Here is a 21,719-nt window from a genome sequence, read left to right on the forward strand (position 1 = left end):
CGCGGCCCGCCCGTAAGCCCGCTGGTGCCCCGGCTCGAACGGGCCCTGCGCCCCGGGGAGGTGCCGACGGGTCGTGCCGCCTGCGGCGGGCCTCCTCAATCGCCGGAGGGGCTGGAAGGCGGGGCTGCGCCCCAGACCCCGAGGTCTGGGGCGAGGCCCCCGCCACGCGGCGGACGCCCCACAGGTCCCTACGCCCCCACAGTCTCGGTGCCCGGCGACGGCGCCCAGGGGGCGCGGCGGATCGCCCGCAGCGCCCGGCGCCGCCGCAGCCCGGTCAGCCGGTCGATGAACAGCCCGCCGTCCAGATGGTCGCACTCGTGCTGCAGACAGCGCGCGAAGAAGCCCGTGCCCTCGATCCGCACCGGCTCCCCGGTCATCGTCACGCCCTCGATCACCACATGGTCGTAGCGCGAGGTGCCCGCCTCGACGCCCGGCAGCGACAGACAGCCCTCCGGCCCGCGCACCGTCACCCCGTCGGCCGCGACCGGCCGGGGGTTGACGACATGCCCCAGATGGCGGTGGTCCTCGTCGTCCGGGCAGTCGAAGACGAAGACCCGCAGCCCCACACCGATCTGATTGGCCGCGAGGCCCACCCCGTGGGCCGCGTACATCGTCGCGTACATGTCCTCGATCAGCAGGGCCAGCTCGGCGTCGAACGCGGTGACCTCCTCGCACGGCGCGCGCAGCGCCGGATCGCCGAAAAGCCGCAGGGGCCGCACCGCTCCGCGGCTGCCCGGGATCACGCCATGTCGCATGGCAGCAAAGCCTACGGCGCCGGTGAGGTGTGCCCCACGCGCGCGGGCGGAATTCGGGACAGCCGCCGGATCTCGATAGGCTGCTCTCCGACCGTGGCCTCCCGGCTGGCGATGCGGCGCGGAGGGGGCATACCACCGGCGCCTCGGGGGGCAGGAGCGGCGCCGGTATGCGAGGAGGATCGAGAAGACGATGGCAGGCAACTCGGAGCCGCTGTCACCGCGGGCCAAGCTGGCCGTGACGGCGGGCAAGGCCGCGGCGGCGGTATCGAAGGCCGCGGGCCGCGGCAGCGGATCGGTGATCGGCGGCAAGGTGGCCCTGCGCCTCGACCCCGATCTGCTGAGCAGGCTGGCGCAGCACCTGGACGTCATCCTGGTGTCGGCGACCAACGGCAAGACCACGACCACCCGGCTCATCGCCGAGGCGCTGCGGGCGGCCGGCCCGGTCGTCTCCAACGCGCTGGGCGCCAATATGCCGGCCGGTATCACCTCGGCCCTGGCGGGCGGCTCCGATGCCCGCTACGGCGTCATCGAGGTCGATGAGAAGTACCTCGCCGGTGTGGCGCGCGACACCGAGCCCAAGGCCATCGCGCTCCTCAACCTCTCCCGTGACCAGCTCGACCGCGCCGCCGAGACCCGGATGCTCGCCGAGAAGTGGCGCGAGGGCCTGACCGGCAGCAAGGCGGTCGTGATCGCCAACGCCGACGACCCGCTGATTGTCTGGGCCGCCTCCTCCAGCCCCAATGTGGTGTGGGTCGCGGCCGGGCAGGAGTGGAAGGACGACGCCTGGTCCTGCCCGTCCTGCGGCGGTGTGCTGCAGCGCCCGGGCGACGACTGGGTCTGCGGGGAGTGCGGCTTCCGCCGCCCGGTGCCCAGCTGGGCGCTGAACGGCGACTACGTCCTCGACCCGCACGGCGCCGCCTGGCCCATCCACCTCCAGCTCCCCGGCCGCGCCAACAAGGCCAACGCGGCCACTTCGGCCGCCGTCGCCGCCACCTTCGGGGTGCCCCCGCAGGTCGCGCTGGAGCGGATGTACCAGGTCCAGGCCGTGGCCGGCCGGTATGACGTGGTCACCTTCCAGGAGCGCCAGCTGCGGCTGCTGCTGGCGAAGAACCCGGCCGGCTGGCTGGAGACCTTCTCGCTGATCGACCCGCCGCCCACCCCGGTGATCCTCTCGGTGAACGCGCGCGGCGCCGACGGCACCGACACCTCCTGGCTCTGGGACGTGGACTACCCCCGGCTCGCCGGACACCCGATCTGCCTGATCGGCGACCGCAAGCTGGACCTCGCGGTGCGCCTGGAGGTCGCCGGGCTGGACTTCCGGGTCTGCGCGGACGCGGACGAGGCGGTGCGGATCTCCCCGCCCGGCCGCATCGAGGTGATCGCCAACTACACCGCGTTCCAGGACCTGCGCCGCCGGGTCGGCAACTGACCCCCCGTACGAGAGGCACGAAGATGCGTAGCACGAGCCAGAACGGCCTGCGTCTGGTGTGGGTCTACCCCGACCTGCTGAGCACGTACGGCGACCAGGGCAACGTCCTGGTGGTGGAGCGCCGGGCGCGGCAGCGCGGGCTGGAGGTCTCCCGCCTGGACGTCCGCTCCGACCAGCAGATCCCCACCTCAGGGGACGTCTATCTGATCGGCGGCGGCGAGGACCGCCCGCAGCGGCTGGCCGCCGAGCGGCTGATGCGGGACGGCGGGCTGAACCGGGCGGTGGCCAACGGGGCGATCGTCTTCTCGGTGTGCGCCGGGTACCAGATCCTCGGCCATGAGTTCGTCAACGACCTCGGCCAGCGCCAGCAGGGCCTGGGCCTGCTGGACGTGGTCAGCACCCGCGGCGAGGGCGCCCGGTGCGTCGGGGACGTGCTGGCCGACATCGACGAGCGGCTGGCGCTGCCCCCGCTGACCGGCTTCGAGAACCACCAGGGCGTCACCCACCTGGGCCCGACCGCCCGCCCCTTCGCCCGGGTCCGGTTCGGCAACGGAAACGGCACCGGGGACGGCTTCGAGGGCGCGTACAGCGACACCGTCTTCGGCACGTACATGCACGGCCCGGTGATGGCCCGCAACCCGCACATCGCGGACCACCTGCTGAAGCTGGCCCTCGATGTGAACGCGCTGCCGCCGGTCAACGACCAGTGGTACGAGGCGCTGCGCAACGAGCGGATCGCGGCGGCGACCCAGCCCGCCTGAGCCGCACCCCGCTCGCTCGAGCGCAGCTCAGACGCCGTGCGAACGCAGGGTGACCGCATGGCGGACATCAGGCCGGCAACCGCGCCCCCGCCGCCCGCCCGCTTGTAGGGTGGCGGGGTCCCGCCGGACGACGCGGTCCGGCCGTCGGCCCCCATCTCAGACAGAGGTATGCGTGCCATGCGCATTGGTGTGCTCACGTCCGGCGGCGACTGCCCCGGCCTGAACGCGGTCATCAGGTCAGTCGTCCACCGCGCCACCGTCGACCACGGCGATGAGGTGATCGGCTTCCAGGACGGCTGGAAGGGCCTGCTGGAGTGCGACTACCGCAAGCTCGACCTGGACGCCGTGAGCGGCATCCTGGCCCTCGGCGGCACCATCCTCGGCTCCACCCGGGTACGCCCCGAGCATCTGCGGGACGGCGTGGAGCGGGCCAAGGGGCATGTGGCGGAGCTCGGCCTGGACGCGGTCATCCCCATCGGCGGGGAGGGCACGCTCAAGGCCGCCCGGCTGCTCTCGGACGCCGGACTGCCGATCGTCGGCGTGCCCAAGACCATCGACAACGACATCGCCTCGACCGATGTGACCTTCGGCTTCGACACCGCGGTCGGGGTCGCCACCGAGGCCCTGGACCGGCTCAAGACCACCGCGGAGTCCCATCAGCGGGTGCTGATCGTCGAGGTCATGGGGCGGCACACCGGCTGGATCGCGCTGCACTCGGGCATGGCCGCGGGCGCCCACGCCATCGTCGTCCCGGAGCGCCCGTTCGACATCGAGGAGCTGGCCGGGGCCGTCGGGGCGCGGTTCGAGGCGGGCAAGAAGTTCGCGATCGTGGTGGTGGCCGAGGGCGCCAAGCCGCGCGAGGGCACGATGGACTACGAGGCCGGCGGCAAGGACGTCTACGGCCATGAGCGCTTCGCGGGCATCGCCCGCCACCTCTCCGTGGAGCTCGAGCGGCGGCTCGGCAAGGAGGCGCGGGCGGTCATCCTGGGCCATGTGCAGCGCGGTGGCACCCCGACGGCGTACGACAGGGTGCTGGCCACCCGCTTCGGCTGGCACGCGGTCGAGGCGGTCCACCGCGGCGAATTCGGCACGATCACGGCGCTGCGCGGCACGGACATCACCCTGGTGCCGCTCGCGACGGCCGTGGAGCGGCTGAAGACGGTCCCCACCGAGCGGTATGCCGAGGCCGAGTGCGTGCTGTGATCTGAGCGGTTCTAGGCTGGTGCGAGCACATTTCGTGCGCACCGGGAGGAGAACTTGCTCATGGATCACGGCGGGCACGGCATGATGATGGATCTGCCGCCGTTCACGCTGTCGCGCGGGCTGGAGTTCGGCGGCGATCCGTTCTTCCTGGTCGGCTGTGTGCTGGCGCTCGGTCTTTACGGCTGGGGCGTCGTCCGGCTGCGGCGGCGCGGTGACGCCTGGCCGGTGGGGCGCGTGGTCTCCTTCGTGCTCGGGGTGCTGACCATCGCGGTCGCGATGTGCACCAAGCTGAATGACTACGGCATGGTCATGTTCAGCGTCCATATGGTGCAGCACATGATCATCAGCATGGTCTCGCCGATCCTGCTGCTGCTGGGCGCGCCGGTCACGCTGACATTGCGGGCCCTCCCGGCGGCCGGGCGCGGCCGCAAGGGGCCCCGGGAGCTGCTGGTCGCGCTGTTGCACAGCCGCTATATGCGGATCATCACCCACCCGGCGTTCACCATCCCGCTGTTCATCGCGAGCCTGTACGCGCTGTACTTCACGTCGCTCTTCGACTTCCTGATGGAGAGCAAGGCCGGGCATATCGCGATGATGGTCCACTTCCTCGCGGTGGGCCTGGTCTTCTTCTGGCCGATCATGGGCGTGGACCCGGGCCCGCACCGGCCCGGCTATGTGATGCGGATGCTGGAGCTGTTCGCGGGCATGCCGTTCCACGCGTTCTTCGGCATCGCGCTGATGATGGCGTCCGAGCCCATGGTCGGCACGTACAAGCACCCGCCCGCCTCGCTGGGCATCGACGCGCTGTCGGACCAGACCTGGGCGGGCGGTATCGCCTGGGCCTTCAGCGAGATCCCGTCGGTGATCGTGCTGGTGGCGCTGGTCTACCAGTGGTACAAGTCCGAGCAGCGCCAGGCGCGGCGCATCGACCGCACCGCGGACCGGGACGGCGACCAGGAGCTCGCGGCGTACAACGCCTATCTGGCCTCGCTCCAGTCCCGGAGCCAGTGAGGGGTCCAGGGGCGAAGCCCCTGCCACGCGGCGGAGCCGCATAAAGACCCGCCGGACACCCCGTAGCGGCCGGGCCCGGACCGCGAGACCATGGACCCGGGCCCTGGGTGGGCCCGGGTCCTGGCGAAGGGGCGTCGGGACCGCCGTGAGGAGGTCGGGGATGCCCGGTTCCGCGAAGGCGATGACGGTGGCCACGGTGGGGGGTCTGGTGCTGGTGACGGCCTACACCGTGGCTCTGGGGAGCAACGGCTGGCTCTGGTTCAGCTGGGTGGTGCTCGGACTGCTGACCGTGGGGGTCGTGGTGGCCCGGGGCTGATCTCTACCGGGCGGAGGACCCCTTCGGAGCGGATTCCGAGTCCCTGCCCAGCAGCCACCGCCATAACGCCGCCCACCATGGGACGCGCCCGGGGGCCGGCGCCTCGGGGCCGGACCGGACGGGGGCCGGGGCCGACGCCTCCTCGGGCAGCGAGGGCATCCGCCGCCGAGGGGACAGGAGGGCCTCGACGGGGAGGTCCATGATGTCCGGCTCGGGGCGCCGGGGCATGAACTCCACCGGCAGCTCCACGAGATGGCGGGAGATCCAGGACGAGAGCCAGGTCAGCTCGGTCTCGTCCACGGCCAGCCGCAGATCGGGCAGGCGCAGCAGCAGGGTGTCGATGGCGGTGTCCGTGATGGCCCGGCCGATGTCCTGCCCCGGGCATTCATGGGGGCCGCCGCTGAAGGCGAGATGGGACCGGTTGCCGTACATGGGCGCGGCGATGTCGGGGCGGATGGCCGGGTCGACGTTCCCGGCGGCCAGCCCCAGCAGCAGCATGTCCCCGGCCTTGATCCGCTGACCGCCCAGCTCGGTGTCCCCGGTGGCCCAGCGGCCGGGGACGACCGTGAGCGGGGGCTCGTTCCACAGCACGTGCTCGATGGCGTCCGGCAGCGTCATATGGCCGCCGGCCAGGGAGGCGCGGAACCGCGGGTCGGTGAGGACCATGCGCAGCGTGTTGGCCATCAGATTGGTGGTGGTCTCGTTGCCGGTGAGCAGCACCAGCCGCAGATGCTGGACCACCTCCTCCTCGGTGAGGCCGGAGGGGTGGGCCAGCAGCCAGGACGCCAGGTCCTCACCGGGTTCGGCGCGCTTGCGGTCCACCAGGCCCTTGAGGGCGTCGGTGACGTACGCGTCGCTGCGCAGGGCCGTCTCGGTGCCCTTCATCAGGTCCCGGGTGGCCTCCACCAGCCGTGGGCCGTACTCGTCGGGCATGCCCAGCAGTTGGGTGAGGACGAGCATGGGCAGCTGCTGGGCGAAGGCGGTGACCATTTCCGCGCCCCCGTCGGCGCAGAAGTCGTTCACCAGCTGGTGGGTGAAGCGGGTGACATGGCGGCGGATCCCGCGGCGGTCGAAGCGCCCCATGGACTCGGTGAGCGCGGCCCGCAGCCGCTCGTGCTCGTCACCGTCGGCGAAGGTGCACATGGGCTGCCAGCCGACCACCGGCAGCAGGGGCGAGTCGGCGGCGATCCCGCCGTCCTTCCAGGCGTGCCAGTGGCGGGAGTCGCGGGAGAAGCGGGAGGGGGTGCGGGAGACCTCCAGGTTCTCGCGGTAGCCCAGCAGCAGCCAGGCCGGTATGCCACCGTCGAGCACGATCGGGGCCACCGGGCCGTGCTCGGCGCGCAGCCGCTCGTACAGCCCCATCGGGTCCTTCTCGTTCTCGGGCCCGAGGAGGTCCACCAGACCGGCGTCTCCGTCGGAGAGCACGGTGTGGACGGGGCACCGGGTGGGCGGCGGATCGGCGGGCCCGGTGCCGGGGTCGTCGGGATGAGGAGTCACGGTGTCTCCGGGGTCACGGTGTGGAGGGATTGCAGATGGCGTACGAGGGCGAGGAGGGTGTCGCGGCTGGAGGTCCGGTCGCGGGCATCGCAGTCGATCATCGGTACGGTGTCGGGCAGGTCCATGGCCGCGCGCAGGTCCGCCATGGAGTGGACGGGGGCCTCGGGGAACGCGTTGACCGCGATCACGAACGGCACCCCGCGCTCCTCGAGCCGCCCGACCGCGTCGAAGCTGACCTCCAGACGGCGGGTGTCGATCAGGACCACGGCGCCCAGGGCGCCCTCGAAGAGGCCGTTCCACAGGAACCAGAACCGCTCCTGGCCGGGGGTGCCGAACAGATAGAGCACCAGCCGTTCGTTGAGGCTGATCCGGCCGAAGTCCATCGCGACGGTGGTCTCGGTCTTGCGCTCGATCCCGGCGATGTCGTCCACGCCGACCCCGGCCTGGGTCATGGTCTCCTCGGTGGTCAGCGGGCGGATCTCGCTCACCGAGCCGACCATGGTGGTCTTGCCGACGCCGAAGCCGCCGACGATCACGACCTTGACGGCGGCGGCCGCGGAGGCGGGGAGGTTGTCCTCGCTGCGCGGTCCGGCGATTCCCTCAGAGGTTCTGTAGTCCATGCATCACCGCCTGCAGCAGGTCGGGGTCGGGCAGCACGGCGGCCGGGACCGGCGCCCTGGCCTCCACCCGGTCGTCCCGCAGCAGCCCCGCGAGGAGCACGGTGACGGTGGAGACGGGCAGGACCAGATACGCGGAGATCTCGGCCACCGAGAGCGGGAACTGGCACATCCTCAGCACGGCCGCGGCCTCGGGTGCCATCCCCGGCTCCGGTTCGGCGCGCGCCACGATGAGGCTGACGAGTTCGACGGGCCGGTGCCGGGGTTCCTGCGGGGCACGGCCGCGGCTGACCGTGTAGAGCCGCTCCGGGCCGCCCTCGTCCCACGGCTTGCCGGGCTCGCTCATGTCACGCGTCCGTCGACCCGCGGCGGGCTGCTGAGGTGCTCCCCGAGCCGGGCGACGAGATCTCTCATGCACTGGCCCATCAGCCCGGCGTCCACGCTGTCCTCGGCGAGCACCGCCAGATAGGAGCTGGTACCGGCCGCCATCAGATAGAAGAACCCGCCGTCGACCTCGATGACGACCAGCCGCATCCGGCCGTCCCCGTCGGGGAATTCGGCGGCGATCGCGCCGGAGAGGCTCTGCAGCCCGGCGCAGGCGGCGGCCAGGCGGTCGGCGGTGTCCTTGTCCGTGCCCACCTGGGCCATGCACAGGCCGTCCGAGGACAGCAGGACCACGTGCCGGGTCTCCGGAACGCTGGACGCCAGGTCCCGGAGCATCCAGTCCATGTTGAACCGCGGTTGCGTCACTTGCCTACTCATCCTTGTCCGACGTGTTCTGAGTGTGCGGGGTGTTCGGGGTGCTCGAGCTGTCCGGGGCGCTGGGGGACGTCCGGGGGTCCGGCGCGTCCGTGGCGGCGTCCGCCGCCGGGATCGGCTCGCCGTTGAGCCCCTTGGTGAAGGCGTCCAGCCAGATCCCCGGCTGTACCGGCTGCTGGGCCGGTTCACGGGGCGGGGCGGGCGCCGCCGGGGGCGCGGAGTCGACACGGAACGACTGGGGGGCCGGGGCGACCATGGGCATCCGGCGGCGGCGCTGCGGGAGTCCGGCGCCGTTCTGCCGGAAGCCGGGGCCGGGGCGGCCCTGCGCCAGCGGGCCGGTGCGGGTGGGCGACGGCAGCGGGGTGGCCCGCTTGATGGGCTTGGGCGGGGGCAGTTTGGCCGCGCGGGCGATCGCGCCGCCGGGCGCGGGGGTGGGGCAGATGATGTCCTGCGGTACGATCAGCACCGCGCGCACCCCGCCGTACGCCGAGGGCCGCAGCGAGATCTGGAACCGGTACCGCACGGCGAGCCTGCCGACCACGGCCAGGCCGAGCCTCGGTGTCTCGCCCAGGTCGTTGAGGTCGAATCCGGTGGCCGCCTGGAGCAGCACCGCGTCGGTGCGTCTGCGCGCCTCCTCCGACAGGCCCACCCCGGCGTCCTCGATCTCGATCGCGACCCCGGACTGGACCTCGATCGCGGTCAGGTGCACCCGGGTCTTGGGCGGCGAGTAGCGGGTGGCGTTGTCCAGCAGTTCGGCCAGGGCGTGGATCAGCGGCTCCACCGAGGGGCCGACGATGGCGACGTCCGCCACCGAGTGCAGATCCACCCGCTCGTACTCGAGGATGCGGGACATGGCGCCGCGGCAGACGTTGAACAGCGGCACCTCCTTCTGCCACTGGCGGCCCGGCCGGGAGCCGCCCAGGACCGCGATGGAGTCCGCCAGCCGGCCGATGAGGGCGTTGCCGTGGTCCAGGTGGAGCAGATCCTCGAAGACGTCCGGGTCGGCGCCGTGCTTGTCCTCCATCTCCCGCATGTCCTGGGCCTGTTGGTGGACGATGGCCTGCACCCGGCGGGCGATGTTGACGAAGGCCCGCTGGGCCGCGTCCCTCAGGTCCTCCTCGGTCCGCACGGTGTCCAGCACCCACCGCAGCAGTTGCTCGTGGGCGGCGTCGAAGTCCGGGTCGAGACGGGGCGCGTAGTCGACGTCCTTCATCGCCTCGTGCACCATGGCGCCGCGCCGCAGCCGGGCCACCGTCGCGGGGAGCACCTCCCGGGTCAGCCGCCGGATCTCCGCCTCCTGGGCCGCCAGGCGCTGCCGGGACTCGGCCTCCTGGGCGGCGAGCCGGGTGCGCAGCGTGCTGATCAGCCGGCCGCGGCGCATCGCCTCGGCCGCCGCGAAGGCCACCGCGAGCGTCGCCGCCACTCCGCACCAGGCGACCGTGGCCCGCGCCCCGGACGGGACCACGGCGACGGCCAGCGCCGCGCAGAACGCCATCGCGGCGGGAGGGATGACCCATACGAGCGTGGAGGCGGGCCGTCGGCCTCCGGGTGAGCTGCCGCCTCCGGATGAGGTGCCGGCGAAAACCATGGGCATCCTTAAAAACAGCGAAGAGAAAATGAGTGCGAAATGCGGGCGATGAACCAGCCCGTCATGGGCCCTGGAGCATAGCGGTTTCACCGTCACATGAATCGAAGATGCTTTTTTCTTCGGAATGCATCACGGTGAATTCAAAGAGCGTGAAAAAGCGATCATCTGCACTCACCCTTTGACCGTGAATGATCGGCCGAGGGCGAATCTGCTCATGGCGAAGGAGTCTGGGCAGCGTGGCACTCGGGCTCTTAGCGTCCCGGCATGAGCACTGGGAGCGCATGTGTGATCGGGGCGACGGGGCAGATCGGCCGGGCGGCGGTGCGCGCGCTCGCCGAGGAGGGATGGCGGGTGCGGGCCGCCTCGCGCGGCGGGGGCCGCGACGAGAGCTGGCCCGGGTCGGTGGAGAGCGTGGCCGTGGACCGGGACGACGACGCCGCGGTGGCCGCGCTGATCGGCGACGGCCGCGATGTGGTGCTGGACTGCGTCGCCTACGGCCGGGCGCACGCACGGCAGTTGCTGGGGCTCGCCGACCGGATCGGATCGGCGGTGGTGATCTCCACCGGAGCGGTGTACGAGGACGACCAGGGCCGGGGCTTCGCGACCCAGGACCGGCCGGACGGCGCCCCGCGGTATCCGGTGCCGCTCCCCGAGTCCCAGCGGACCGTCCCGCCGGGCGATGGCTACGGCAGCCGGAAGGTGGCGCTGGAGCGGGAGCTGCTGGGCGCCGGGGACCGGCTGCCGACGACCCTGCTGCGCGCCGGGGCGATCCACGGCCCGCACTGCCGCACCCCCCGCGAGCTGTACTTCGTCAAACGGGCGCTGGACGGGCGGCCGGTGCGGATCCTGGCGCACGGCGGCCGCAGCCGGTTCCATCCGGTGCATGTCGACAACATCGCGGAGCTGGTGCGGCTGGCCGCCCACCGGCCCGGTTCCCGGGTGCTCAACGCGGGCGATCCACAGGCCCCGACGGTCGCCGACATCGCCGCCGCCGTGGACGCGGTGCTGGAGGTGCGCAGCGAGCTGGTGCTGGTCGACGGGGAGCCGCCGCATCCGCATGTCGGCAGCACGCCCTGGAGCCTGGCCCACCCCCTCGTCTACGACATGTCCGCGGCCGAACGGGAGTTGGGCTACCGCCCGGTGACCGGCTATGCGGAATCGCTCCCGGCGACCGTCGCCTGGCTGACGGACCGGCTGGCGGCCGACCCGGACTGGCGCACCGCCTTCCCCGACATGGCCGCCGCCTACGGCCCGATGACCGATCTGTTCGACTACGCGGCCGAGGACGCGTGGCTGCGGGGCGGCGGGAACTCCCCCGCGCCCTGATCGACACGGGGCGTAGAGCGTGATCGGCGCGGTGCCGTACGGCCTGATCGCCGCGGGGCCGCACTGCGGACAAACGGAACCGGGCCCGTGCGGGGAAACGCACGGGCCCGGCCCATCACCGCGTACCGCCGACTACTTCACGACGGCGGCCGCCTCCTTGGCTGCCTTCGCGTCCTTCGCGGACACGCCCGACTTCGCGGGCACCGGTGTGGCGTGCGGGGCGCAGGTCACGTCCTTGGCGTCCACCGTGCCCTGGAGCAGGTAGGCGTCCACCCGGTCGTTGACACACGGGTTCACCAGACCGGTGACCCCGTGCGAACCGGCGTCCTTCTCGGTCACCAGACGCGAGCCCTTCAGCCGCTTGTGCAGCTCCACCGCGCCGTCGTACGGGGTCGCGGCGTCACGGGTGCTCTGCACGATCAGCGTCTTGGGCAGCCCCTTGGCGGCCCCCACCTCCAGCGGGGTCCCCTGCTTGGCTCCCCAGGTGGCGCACGGCAGGTTCATCCAGGCGTTGGACCAGGTCAGGAAGGGGTAGTCGCGGTGGAGCCGGGTGTTGTCCCGATCCCACTTCGCCCAGCCGGTCGGCCACTTGGCGTCGGCGCACTCGACGGCGGTGTAGACGGCGTTGCCGTTCTCCGAGGCGATGTTGCCCGCGGTGTCGGACATGTCCGGGCCCGCGGCCTCGACCAGCGCCTTCTCATCGCCGCCGAGGTAGTCGCTCCACACCTGGGCAACCGTGGCCCACGACGAGTCGTAGTACGGAGCGCTCTGGAAGAACCCGAGCAGCTCGGCCGGGCCCACGACCCCGCCGATGGGGCTCTTCTTGGCGGCCGCGCGCAGCGTCTCCCACTGCTTCTGGACCTTCGCCGGGGTGTCGCCGATGTGGTAGGCGGCGTCGTTCTTGGCGACCCACGCCTTCCAGTCGTTCCAGCGCGTCTCGAAGGCGACGTCCTGGTCCAGGTTGGCCTGGTACCAGATCTTCTCCCGCGAGGGGTTCACCACGCTGTCCACGATCAGCCGGCGCACATGGGTCGGGAAGAGCGTCGCGTAGACCCCGCCGATGTACGTTCCGTAGGACACGCCCAGGTAGTTGAGCTTCTTGTCGCCGAGCGCGGCCCGGATGACGTCGATGTCCCGGGCGGTGTTGGGCGTCGTCATCTGCGGCAGCATCCAGCCGCTGCGCTCCTTGCACCCGTCGGCGTACTCACGGGCCAGCTTGCGCTGGACGCGCTTGTCCGCCTCGCTGTCGGGCACCGGGTCCAGCTTCGGGGCCTTGACGAACTCCTGGGGATCCACGCAGGAGATGGCCGCGGAGTGGCCCACCCCGCGCGGGTCGAAGCCGACGAAGTCGTACGCCTTCGACACCTTCGTCCACAGCGGGTTCTTGGTGGTGACCCGGGTCGGGAAGCGCAGCCCGGAGCCGCCGGGCCCGCCCGGGTTGTAGATCAGCGAGCCCTGCCGCTCGGCGGCGGAGCCGGTGTTGGCGATCCGGTCCACCGCGAGCTTGATGGTGCGGCCGTTCGGCTTGGCGTAGTCGAGCGGCACGGTGACATAGCCGCACTGGATGGGCTTGGCGAGCCCCCAGTCGGCCGGGCAGTCCGTCCAGTCGATGCCCTTCTTCGCGGCCTTGGCCGCGGCCACCGCCACACCACGGGCCTCGGCGGCCCCGCCGGGCGTCCGCTCCGAGGCCCCGGCCGTGGGGGCGGCCAGCGCACCGGTTATCAGCGCACCGGCGATCACACCGCCGGTCGCGCCGAAGAGTGCTGTGCGTCTCACGTAGTCATCCCCCTGCTTTGTTGCGCCGCCACGACGCGGCGATGATCACAGAGTGTCAGGGGGATTCTTCTGTCTTGCTTACCGCCGAGTACAGGGCAAACCGCCGTTTCTTTATCAAGACGTGAACATCAGCCCACGGCCGCGACCGCCGCGTCGAGGGCCCGGCGGAGGTGGAGGGCGTCCGGCGCCACGGCGGTGGCGAGGGCGGCGGGGCCGGTCAGCGGCGTGAGAACGGCGGTCTCGGCGAGGGTGCGGGGCGTGATGGGACGAGCGTCATAGGCCGGATCGACGACGAGCAGCTGGCCCACCGCCCGATGGCCGCCGAGGACCGCGCCGCCGTCCCAGCCGGGGGCGCCGGGGCCGTGGGCGAGCTCCTGGTCGAGGAGCGGGCGCCCGGCGCGGCGGACGGTGAGGCGGCTGGTCAGACGGCCCGGGGATTCGCCGGTGCGGCCCAGTATCTGCTCCTCGCGGAGCACGAGGCGGGCGGTGGGCGCGAGTTCGACGCGGGTGGTCATCAGCAGTTGGCTGCCATGGGCGGAGATCAGGGGCTCGGGCAGCCAGTGCAGGGTCGCACCGTCGGCGACGGTCAGCCGGATCTCGTAGTACGCGGGCCCGGCCGCCCGTCCGGGCAGGGCGATAGTGGCCGCGGCGGAGCCGACGCGCAGCCGGGCACCCGGCCCGGCAGTCACCTCCAGGGCGATCCGATCGCCGCCGAGGGGCGCGCTCATGGCCCCGACCACGGTGACCCACGCCTCCCCAACCGCGCCCCGGGTACGCCGCAACGCGAGCGGCCCGTCCCCGGCGAGCACGGGCAACGCGGTACCCCCGCGCCCGTCCGCCTCGGCGACGAGACGGGCGGTGGCCCGTACGGCCGGGCCGGAGACGCCGGTTGCAGGCGAGGTGCCCGTCGCGCCCGAGATGTCCGCCGCGCCTGCGGTGCCCTCCGCGGCAGAGGCGGCCGTCGTAGCCAAGGCGGCCGTCGTAGCCGAGACGGCCGTCGTAGCCGAGGCGGCCGTCGTAGCCGAGGCGGCCGTCGTAGCCGAAGGGGCCGGGCCGCGCCGCGGGTCCGGGGCTTCCCGCTCCGGAGCGCTCCCCGGCATCCGCGGCGCGGGGTGTGGCGGTACGCCACCCGGTGCGTCCGGAGCGGCCACCAGCGGTCGCTCCGCCCCGGCCGCGGTGTCCGGGGCGGGGGTCATGCCGGGGCCGCTGTCCAGGCGGCCAGGCGGGCGTTGACCCAGTCGGCGATGGGGCGGACGCCGTCCTCGGCGACCAGGGAGGTGAAGGCGACGGGGAGTTCACCGCGCTGGGCCTCGGCGTCGCGGGCCATGCGTGCCAGGTCCGAGCCGACGTAGGGGGCCAGGTCGGTCTTGTTGACCACGAGCAGATCGGCGGTGGTCACGCCCGGGCCGCCCTTGCGCGGGATGTCGTCGCCGCCCGCGACGTCGATGACGAACACCTGCGCGTCCACCAGGCCCTTGGAGAACGTCGCGGTGAGGTTGTCCCCGCCGGACTCGACCAGGATCAGATCGAGCGGACCCACGGTCTCCTCGAGCTCCTCGACCGCCTCCAGGTTGGCGGAGATGTCGTCACGGATCGCGGTGTGCGGGCAGGCGCCGGTCTCCACGGCGGTGATGCGCTCCGGCGGCAGTACGGCGTTGCGCAGCAGGAACTCGGCGTCCTCGCGGGTGTAGATGTCATTGGTGACCACGGCGAGGGAGAGTCGGTCGCGCAGCGCCCGGCACAGCGCGGCGACGGTCGCGGTCTTGCCCGAGCCCACCGGTCCGCCGAGGCCGATACGCAGCGCCCGGCGGGTGCCGTCGGGGCGGTGGAGGCCGGTGGCGCCGTAGGTGTGGCGCGGGGGGTAGGTGTCCGCGTGGTCGAGATGCATGAACGGCTCCGATGTTCCAGCAGGGGGCGGGGACGGCGCGGGCCCGGTTACGAGGCGAAGAGGCGTACGGACCAGGTGGCGTGCTGTTCGGCGGCGATATCGAGCAGCGGCGCGGAGGCGGCGGGCAGCGCGCCCGGACCCTCGTCGAGGGCCCGCCGCGCCGCGTCGGCGGCCCGCGCCACGACCTGGTCCAGCTCGGGGGCGAGGCGGGCGAGGACGGCGGTGGCGTCGAAGGGGTCGAGGCTCAGCAGCCGTACGGCGGCGGTCGCGGGCCCGCTCACCGCCTCGTACCCGGCGGCGTACGCGGCGTCCGGCGGCCCCAGCCCGGCGGCCCGCGCGGTGAGCCCGAGCACCACGGGCTGATGCGCCCCGCGCGGGCGGGCGGCGGCCAGGGCGTCCAGCTCGGGCGACGGCCAGGTGGCGCGGGCGGCGCGCATCAGCTGGCGCCCGAGCCGCCGGGCGGTGGCCCGCAGCGCGGAGCTGGGGGTACGGGCGTCCGCCGCATCGTCCAGCGCGAGCGGATCGAGCCCGGCGGCGGCCGCGGCGGCGAGCCCCGCCGCGGTGAGCCCAGCGGTGTGCAACCGGCCCCGGCAGAACGCCTCCAGGGAGGCCGCGTCATGGACCCGGCCCGCCGCGACAGCGGCCTCGGCACCACCGGAATGCGCATGGCCTCCGGCGGGAAACCGACCATCGGCGAGCACCAGCAACGCCCCGACCCCACCGGGGGCTCCGCCCACGGGTGACCATTGGCGGGCCCGGTCTGGCCCGTCCGCCGGCCGGCCATCCGCGGCCGGGGCGCGGGCGTCCCCAGGAGTGGGCGGGGTCTCGTTCGTGGGCATGACGGGTCCGGTCAGAAGAGGAAGTACCGCTGGGCCATGGGAAGTTCCGTCGCCGGGGCCGGTTCGACGGGCTCGCCGTCGATCGTCACGGTGAACGTGTCGGGGTCGACCTCGACCCGCGGCAGGGCGTCGTTCTCCCGCATGTCCGCCTTGGTCACCCCCCGCGTGCCGCGGATCGCGGCGAACCGCTTGTGGAGGTCCAGCCGGTCCGCCAGGCCGTCGTCCAGGGCGGCCTGGGTCACGAAGTTGACCGAGCCCCTGGCCGCCGCGCGGCCGAGCGCGCCGAACATGGGGCGCGGCAGGACCGGCTGCGGGGTCGGGATGGAGGCGTTGGCGTCGCCCATCTGCGCATACGCGATCTGACCGCCCTTGATGACCAGGTGGGGTTTGACGCCGAAGAACGCGGGGTCCCAGAGCACCAGGTCGGCCAGCTTTCCGGGCTCCACCGAGCCGATCTCACCGTCGAGGCCCTGCGCCACCGCCGGGTTGATGGTGTATTTGGCGACATAGCGACGCGCCCGGTGGTTGTCGGCGCGGCCGTCCCCAGCCAACGCCCCGCGTCGTCGCTTCATCACATGCGCGGTCTGCCAGGTGCGCAGCACCACCTCGCCGATCCGCCCCATGGCCTGGGAGTCGGAGGAGATGATCGAGATCGCGCCGAGGTCGTGCAGCACATCCTCGGCGGCGATGGTGCTGGGCCGGATGCGGGACTCGGCGAAGGCGAGGTCCTCGGGGACGGCCGGGTTGAGGTGGTGGCAGACCATCAGCATGTCGAGGTGCTCCTCGACGGTGTTGACGGTGTGCGGGCGGGTCGGATTGGTTGAGCTGGGCAGTATGTTCGGCTGGGAGACCACGGTGATGATGTCGGGCGCGTGCCCGCCGCCCGCGCCCTCGGTGTGATACGCGTGGAGGGTGCGCCCGGCGATGGCGGCGAGGGTGTCGCCGACGAAGCCCGCCTCGTTGAGGGTGTCGGTGTGGATGGCGAGCTGGGCGCCGCTCTCCTCGCAGACGCCGAGGCAGGCGTCGATGGCGGCGGGGGTCGCCCCCCAGTCCTCATGGATCTTGAATCCGAGGGCTCCGCCGCGCAGTTGGGACCACATCGCCTCGCGCGAGACGGTGTTGCCCTTGCCGAGCAGCCCGATGTTGACCGGATACCCCTCCAGCGCCTCGAACATCCGGGCGAGATGCCAGGGGCCGGGGGTGACGGTGGTGGCCTTGGTGCCCTCGGCGGGTCCGGTGCCGCCGCCGACGAGGGTGGTGATCCCGGAGCAGAGCGCCTGGTCGACGAGGGTCGGGGAGATGAAGTGGACATGGGCGTCGATGGCGCCCGCGGTGAGGATCCTGCCGTTGCCCGCGATGACCTCGGTCTCGGGCCCGATGACGAGGTCGGGGTGGACGCCGTCCATGGTGTCGGGGTTCCCGGCCTTGCCGATCCCGGTGATACGGCCGTCACGCAGGCCGATGTCCGCCTTGACGACGCCCCAGTGGTCGAGCACGACGGCCCCGGTGATCACGGTGTCGGGGGCGCCCTCGGCGCGGGTGGCGCGGGACTGGCCCATGGATTCGCGGATCACCTTGCCGCCGCCGAAGACCGCCTCGTCCCCGGCCCGGCCGGGCCCGCCGCCGCGGTCCTCCTCGATCTCGATGAAGAGGCCGGTGTCGGCGAGCCGGATGCGGTCACCGGTGGTGGGGCCGTAGAGATCGGCGTACGCGGCGCGGTTCAGTTCAGCGGTCATCGAGCTCTCCTCCCGTCTCCCCGCGCAGCCCCGGCACGATCCGCTCCCCCGCGATCGGGATCAGGGCGACCTCCACGGGGATGCCCGGTTCGAAGCGCACGGCGGTGCCCGCGGCGATGTTCAGCCGCTTGCCGCGGGCGGCGGCGCGGTCGTAGTCGAGGCCGGGGTTGGCCTCGGCGAAGTGGTAGTGGGAGCCGACCTGGACGGGCCGGTCGGCGGCGTTGAGCACGGTGAGACGGGTGACGGGCCGCCCCTCGTTGAGGGGCACCGGCTCATCGGCGTACAGGATCTCTCCGGGGATCATGGGCAGGCCCCCCCGTCAGGCGATCGGCTGATGGACGGTGACCAGCTTGGTGCCGTCGGGGAAGGTGGCCTCGACCTGCACGTCCTGGAGCATCTCGGGTACGCCCTCCATGACCTCGTCGCGGGTGAGCACCCGGCGGCCGGAGGCCATCAGCTCGGCGACGCCGCGGCCGTCGCGGGCGCCCTCCAGGATGTGTGCGGTGATCAGCGCCGTCGCCTCGGGGTGGTTGAGGAGCACGCCCCGGGCCCGTCGCTTCTCGGCCACGTCGGCGGCCACATGGATGAGCAGGCGTTCCTGCTCATGCGGGGTCAAGCGCATGCTTTCCACCTCATTCTCGCCCTTATCCCGCTAAAGCCCCTATCCGGCGGAGATCTCCCGCTCCGCGCCGTCCGGGTCGACTCGCGCCCAGCCTTCGCAGGCTAGTTCCGCGGCATTTCGTCGGCGTTAACTGAGCCCTTGCCCGAGCAACCATGATCAATTCGATCGGTGCTGCTCAAGACGGTCCTATGAGCCACCGTCACGTTCCCGTACCCCCTTCGGCGACCACCCGACATCCGCTCGGCGGACCCGTACGTCCGGCTATCGCACTTGACGGCCCCACCGCATAGCCCCGATTCTCATCACCGCAACACCATGATTCACCTGCTCCGCTCCAACCCCCCACATCACAACGGAGCCCAACTGTGAACCGAATAGCGTCAATTCGCCGCGGAAGCCTCGCGGCGGCAACCGGTGCCGCGCTCGCCGCGGCCCTGCTGAGCGGCGCCTCCGGCGCCGAGGCCGACGTCAACACCAAGGCCGCCGCCCCCGACGTGGACGTCGCGGCCGTCAAGGCCGACCTGGGCGAGCTGCAGTCCATCGCGGACGCCAACGGCGGCAACCGCGCCCATGGCGAGCCCGGCTACCAGAAGTCCCTGGACTTCATCAAGGGCAAGCTGGACGAGGCCGGATTCACCACCTCCGTCCAGGAGTTCACCTCCGGCGGCAAGAAGGGCTACAACCTCGTCGCCGACTGGAAGGGCGGTGCCGACGACAAGGTCGTGATGGCCGGTTCCCATCTCGACTCGGTCGAGGCCGGCCCCGGCATCAACGACAACGGTTCCGGCTCGGCCGCGATCCTCGAGGTCGCGCTCGCCGTGGCCAAGGCCGACCTCCAGCCCACCAAGCATCTGCGGTTCGCCTGGTGGGGCGACGAGGAGGACGGCATGGTCGGGTCGACGCACTACGTCGACAGCCTGGCGGCCGACGAGAAGTCGAAGATCGACTCCTACCTCAACTTCGACATGCTCGGCTCCCCCAACCCGGGCTACTTCGTCTATGACGACGACCCCGAGCTGGAGAAGGTCTTCAAGGACTGGTACGCGGCGAAGAACATCACCACCGAGAAGGAGACCGAGGGCGACGGCCGCTCGGACCACGCCCCGTTCAAGGACGCGGGCGTGCGGGTCGGCGGTCTGTTCACCGGCGCCGAGGCCACCATGAGCCAGGAGCAGGCCGACCAGTGGGGCGGCAAGGCGGGCGAGGCGTTCGACCCGTGCTACCACTCCGCATGCGACAAGACGTCGAACATCGACGACAAGGCGCTGGACCTGAACACCGACGCCATCGCCAACGCGATCTGGACGCTCAGCTCCTGACGAGCGCCCCCACACCGGACCGGCGCTGAGCCGGTCCGGTCCCGTCCGTCACTCCTCGCGGCCCGGACGCCGATCCCCGGCGTCCGGGCCGCTGTGTTCCGCCGCGATGCCGAAGCGCCGCCGTTCGCCCGGAGCGGACGAGGTGGGGCGCATCGAGGACACGGTGCTGATCACCTGTTCCTCCTCACCCGTCTCGATCTCCTCGAGTCGCCGCAGGTCCGCGGCGGACACCAGGGCGACAAGCGGCTTCCCGTGGCGCGTGACGACCACCCTCTCGCCGCCGTACACCACGCGGTTGATCAGCTCCGCGAGCTCTGCACGGGCTTGCGTCACCGGAATCTCGTAAGCCATGCTCCCATCATATCTGGATGTACATCCTGTACATTTTTTACGGAGCCAATGACACCGCCGACGACGACGCCGAGAGGTGACGCGATGGAACGACCGACCGCGCGCTATGTCCTGCCCGAGTTCACCGAGCGCACCAGCTCGGGGACGCAGACCATGGACCCCTACTCCAAGCTGCTCTCCGAGCGGATCGTCTTCCTCGGCACCCCGATCGACGACACCGCCGCCAACGATGTGATCGCGCAGCTGATCCATCTCGAGCACGCCGCGCCCGACCAGGACATCTCGCTCTACATCAACTCGCCCGGCGGCTCGTTCGGGGCCATGACGGCGGTCTACGACACCATGCGCTTCGTCTCCTGCGACATCGAGACGGTCTGCCTGGGCCAGGCCGCCTCGGCGGCCGCCGTACTGCTGGCCGCCGGCACCCCGGGCAAGCGCCTGGCCCTGCCGGGCGCGCGGATCCTCATCCACCAGGCCGCGTTCAGCGAGCCGGTCGAGGGCACCACCTCGGATCTGCAGATCCAGGCCAATGAGCTGCGGCGCACCCAGCGGATGCTCGAGGAGATGCTGGTGCGGCACACCGGCCGGAGCGCCGAGCGGATCCGGGCCGACATCGACCGCGACAAGATCTTCGACGCCGAGGGCGCGAGGGCGTACGGGCTGGTGGACGAGGTCACCCAGAGCCGTAAGCGGCCGGGCCCGCCGCCGCGGGCGAGGTGAGCGCGGTGCTGCCACCGGAGCTGCCCCCGCTGCCCGCGCTCACCCGCGCGGAGGGAGACGTGATCGACGGCTATCTGGAGGTGATCGATCTGCTGGGCCGGATCAATCCGGCGCGCGGCCGCGACACCTACGGCGGTCTGCGGGCCGCCCAGGCGCTGGTGGGGAAGGCCACCGCGCTGCGGGACGCGCTGACGCTGATGCATGAGCGCGGGGAGAGCGAGCTGCACACCGAGACCCTGGCCCGGGCGCTGCGGGTGCTGGACGGGGAGCGGCGCGCGGAGCGCGTCACGCTGCCCCCGGCGCTGCGGGCCTGAGGAGGGCTCGCCAGGGGGCGGGGCGGTCGGAGGGAGCGCGGGGCGGTCGGAGGGGCGCGGGGCCTGTCCACCGTCGCGCGGCCCCGTCACCCGAACGGCGGAGCGGGATTCCGGCGCTCCGGACGGGGTCGGCTTGCGCACCGCGACCGCCCCGGGTCCGTTCCACCGCCCGCCCCACCACGCCGTGGCACGACCGTTCGGGCAGGTCATCGCCGTGGGGCGGAGCGGTCGGCACCACCCGAACGGCCCCACTGTGACCACCGTCACACCGCGCCCTCTCGAGTCGGAACCGGCGCCGCCCTGCGTGACCATCCCTGGAGACGACAGGACCCCGCGACCGCACCGGGGCGGGGTCGGCTCACGAAGGGTGTCGTGTGATGTCTGCGCACATACGTATCCCCAGGATGTTCTCCCGAGCGAGCGCCGTCTCCGCCCTCACCGTCGCCGCCGTGGGCGGCACCGTGGCGACGCCGGGCTGTCCACCGGAGGCCGAGGCCGCGACCGTCGCCGCCAAGGCGCTGCGGATCGCGGCGTCCAAGAAGGGCGCACCGTACAAGTACGGCGCGGCGGGGCCGAAGCGCTTCGACTGCTCCGGGCTGACGCTGTACGCCTACAAGCGGGCCGGGAAGCGGCTGCCGCGCACCGCGGCCGCCCAGTACAACCGGACCCGCCATATCAAGGCCGCCGCCCGCAAGGGCGGTGACCTGGTGTTCTTCCACTCCGGCAGCGGGGTCTACCACGTCGGGGTGTACGCGGGCGGCGGCCGCGTCTGGCACGCCCCCAAGACCGGCGAGGTGGTGCGGCTGGAGCGGATCTGGACCAAGAAGGTCTGGTACGGACATGTGCGCTGACCCGCCGTAGGGGCCAGTGGCCGTGGGTAGGTTGACGGGGC

General features: G+C 72.3%; 24 protein-coding genes. 10 read left to right on the forward strand and 14 right to left on the reverse strand.

All coding sequences use genetic code 11. The annotated features are described in order from the left end of the window. Positions 1-188: 188 nt before the first annotated feature. Positions 189-755, reverse strand: coding sequence for a peptide deformylase (gene def, locus JK364_RS06855; protein WP_201848409.1), 567 nt, complete (start codon positions 753-755; stop codon positions 189-191). Between the two features lie 190 nt (positions 756-945). Between def and JK364_RS06860 the strand changes: the two genes are divergently transcribed. The 5 genes from JK364_RS06860 (at position 946) to JK364_RS06880 (ending at position 5,475) form a co-directional block, all read left to right on the forward strand. Continuing rightward, positions 946-2,184 (forward strand): Mur ligase family protein, encoded by a 1,239-nt coding sequence (locus JK364_RS06860; RefSeq protein ID WP_201848410.1) that lies wholly within the window; start codon positions 946-948, stop codon positions 2,182-2,184. Between the two features lie 23 nt (positions 2,185-2,207). Further along, entirely contained in the window at positions 2,208-2,945 is a 738-nt protein-coding gene (locus JK364_RS06865; RefSeq protein ID WP_201848412.1) for a type 1 glutamine amidotransferase, read from the forward strand. Positions 2,946-3,122: 177 nt separating this feature from the next. Further along, entirely contained in the window at positions 3,123-4,148 is a 1,026-nt protein-coding gene (locus JK364_RS06870; RefSeq protein ID WP_201848414.1) for a 6-phosphofructokinase, read from the forward strand. A 60-nt stretch (positions 4,149-4,208) separates the two neighbouring features. After that, positions 4,209-5,159: a cytochrome c oxidase assembly protein gene (locus tag JK364_RS06875; RefSeq protein WP_201848417.1), complete on the forward strand. Its 951-nt coding sequence runs from the start codon at positions 4,209-4,211 to the stop codon at positions 5,157-5,159. 160 nt (positions 5,160-5,319) lie between these two features. Next, positions 5,320-5,475, forward strand: coding sequence for a hypothetical protein (locus tag JK364_RS06880; RefSeq protein WP_020866563.1), 156 nt, complete (start codon positions 5,320-5,322; stop codon positions 5,473-5,475). 3 nt (positions 5,476-5,478) lie between these two features. On the opposite strand, the gene JK364_RS06885 is transcribed toward JK364_RS06880, so the two are convergent. From JK364_RS06885 to JK364_RS06905, 5 genes are read right to left on the reverse strand one after another with little or no spacing between them, the layout of a single operon-like run. Beyond that, positions 5,479-6,972, reverse strand: coding sequence for a cytochrome P450 (locus JK364_RS06885; protein ID WP_201848419.1), 1,494 nt, complete (start codon positions 6,970-6,972; stop codon positions 5,479-5,481). Beyond that, positions 6,969-7,592: a GTP-binding protein gene (locus JK364_RS06890; RefSeq protein ID WP_201848421.1), complete on the reverse strand. Its 624-nt coding sequence runs from the start codon at positions 7,590-7,592 to the stop codon at positions 6,969-6,971. Before JK364_RS06890 ends, JK364_RS06885 begins: the two co-directional genes overlap by 4 nt. Continuing rightward, positions 7,573-7,935 carry a DUF742 domain-containing protein gene (locus JK364_RS06895; RefSeq protein ID WP_201848423.1) on the reverse strand — a complete coding sequence of 121 codons (363 nt, stop codon included), beginning with the start codon at positions 7,933-7,935 and terminating at the stop codon, positions 7,573-7,575. The genes JK364_RS06890 and JK364_RS06895 overlap by 20 nt, the downstream gene beginning before the upstream one ends. Next, positions 7,932-8,351 carry a roadblock/LC7 domain-containing protein gene (locus tag JK364_RS06900; RefSeq protein WP_198274062.1) on the reverse strand — a complete coding sequence of 140 codons (420 nt, stop codon included), beginning with the start codon at positions 8,349-8,351 and terminating at the stop codon, positions 7,932-7,934. The genes JK364_RS06895 and JK364_RS06900 overlap by 4 nt, the downstream gene beginning before the upstream one ends. Beyond that, complete coding sequence (locus JK364_RS06905) at positions 8,344-9,936, reverse strand: sensor histidine kinase (RefSeq protein WP_201848425.1); 1,593 nt, start codon at positions 9,934-9,936, stop codon at positions 8,344-8,346. Before JK364_RS06905 ends, JK364_RS06900 begins: the two co-directional genes overlap by 8 nt. Before the next feature lie 264 nt (positions 9,937-10,200). On the opposite strand from JK364_RS06905, the gene JK364_RS06910 reads away from it, so the two are divergent. Next, positions 10,201-11,262: an NAD-dependent epimerase/dehydratase family protein gene (locus tag JK364_RS06910; protein ID WP_201848427.1), complete on the forward strand. Its 1,062-nt coding sequence runs from the start codon at positions 10,201-10,203 to the stop codon at positions 11,260-11,262. A gap of 132 nt (positions 11,263-11,394) precedes the next feature. Here JK364_RS06910 and JK364_RS06915 read toward each other — a convergent pair whose 3' ends face one another. The 7 genes from JK364_RS06915 to JK364_RS06945 all read right to left on the reverse strand — a co-directional run bounded on the left by JK364_RS06915 (position 11,395) and on the right by JK364_RS06945 (position 18,123). Beyond that, positions 11,395-13,038 carry an alpha/beta hydrolase gene (locus JK364_RS06915; RefSeq protein ID WP_201848429.1) on the reverse strand — a complete coding sequence of 548 codons (1,644 nt, stop codon included), beginning with the start codon at positions 13,036-13,038 and terminating at the stop codon, positions 11,395-11,397. A 128-nt stretch (positions 13,039-13,166) separates the two neighbouring features. Further along, positions 13,167-13,958 carry an urease accessory protein UreD gene (locus JK364_RS06920; protein ID WP_201848971.1) on the reverse strand — a complete coding sequence of 264 codons (792 nt, stop codon included), beginning with the start codon at positions 13,956-13,958 and terminating at the stop codon, positions 13,167-13,169. 272 nt (positions 13,959-14,230) lie between these two features. Continuing rightward, the gene (gene ureG, locus JK364_RS06925) at positions 14,231-14,926 is read right to left on the reverse strand and encodes an urease accessory protein UreG (RefSeq protein WP_201848431.1); all 696 of its coding nucleotides are present in this window, start codon (positions 14,924-14,926) and stop codon (positions 14,231-14,233) included. Positions 14,927-14,973: 47 nt separating this feature from the next. Then, positions 14,974-15,765: an urease accessory protein UreF gene (locus JK364_RS06930; protein ID WP_230991343.1), complete on the reverse strand. Its 792-nt coding sequence runs from the start codon at positions 15,763-15,765 to the stop codon at positions 14,974-14,976. Positions 15,766-15,776: 11 nt separating this feature from the next. Next, entirely contained in the window at positions 15,777-17,501 is a 1,725-nt protein-coding gene (locus JK364_RS06935) for an urease subunit alpha (RefSeq protein WP_201848433.1), read from the reverse strand. After that, positions 17,491-17,805 carry an urease subunit beta gene (locus JK364_RS06940; protein WP_201848435.1) on the reverse strand — a complete coding sequence of 105 codons (315 nt, stop codon included), beginning with the start codon at positions 17,803-17,805 and terminating at the stop codon, positions 17,491-17,493. Before JK364_RS06940 ends, JK364_RS06935 begins: the two co-directional genes overlap by 11 nt. A 15-nt stretch (positions 17,806-17,820) precedes the next feature. Continuing rightward, complete coding sequence (locus JK364_RS06945) at positions 17,821-18,123, reverse strand: urease subunit gamma (protein WP_037959949.1); 303 nt, start codon at positions 18,121-18,123, stop codon at positions 17,821-17,823. Positions 18,124-18,488: 365 nt separating this feature from the next. Between JK364_RS06945 and JK364_RS06950 the strand changes: the two genes are divergently transcribed. Further along, the gene (locus tag JK364_RS06950; protein ID WP_201848438.1) at positions 18,489-19,442 is read left to right on the forward strand and encodes a M28 family metallopeptidase; all 954 of its coding nucleotides are present in this window, start codon (positions 18,489-18,491) and stop codon (positions 19,440-19,442) included. A 48-nt stretch (positions 19,443-19,490) separates the two neighbouring features. Here the strand turns inward: JK364_RS06950 and JK364_RS06955 are convergent, their stop codons facing one another. Next, positions 19,491-19,793, reverse strand: a complete 303-nt coding sequence (locus JK364_RS06955) for a type II toxin-antitoxin system Phd/YefM family antitoxin (protein WP_201848439.1) — start codon at positions 19,791-19,793, stop codon at positions 19,491-19,493. Between the two features lie 84 nt (positions 19,794-19,877). Between JK364_RS06955 and JK364_RS06960 the strand changes: the two genes are divergently transcribed. The 3 genes from JK364_RS06960 (at position 19,878) to JK364_RS06970 (ending at position 21,678) form a co-directional block, all read left to right on the forward strand. Continuing rightward, positions 19,878-20,513, forward strand: coding sequence for an ATP-dependent Clp protease proteolytic subunit (locus JK364_RS06960; RefSeq protein ID WP_201848441.1), 636 nt, complete (start codon positions 19,878-19,880; stop codon positions 20,511-20,513). 5 nt (positions 20,514-20,518) lie between these two features. Continuing rightward, on the forward strand, positions 20,519-20,827 hold the full coding sequence (locus JK364_RS06965; RefSeq protein WP_201848443.1) for a hypothetical protein: 309 nt from the start codon (positions 20,519-20,521) through the stop codon (positions 20,825-20,827). 377 nt (positions 20,828-21,204) lie between these two features. Continuing rightward, on the forward strand, positions 21,205-21,678 hold the full coding sequence (locus JK364_RS06970; protein WP_201848445.1) for a C40 family peptidase: 474 nt from the start codon (positions 21,205-21,207) through the stop codon (positions 21,676-21,678). Positions 21,679-21,719 lie beyond the last annotated feature (41 nt).

The sequence above is a fragment of the Streptomyces endocoffeicus genome, assembly GCF_016741935.1.
Classification (GTDB): Bacteria; Actinomycetota; Actinomycetes; order Streptomycetales; family Streptomycetaceae; genus Streptomyces; species Streptomyces endocoffeicus.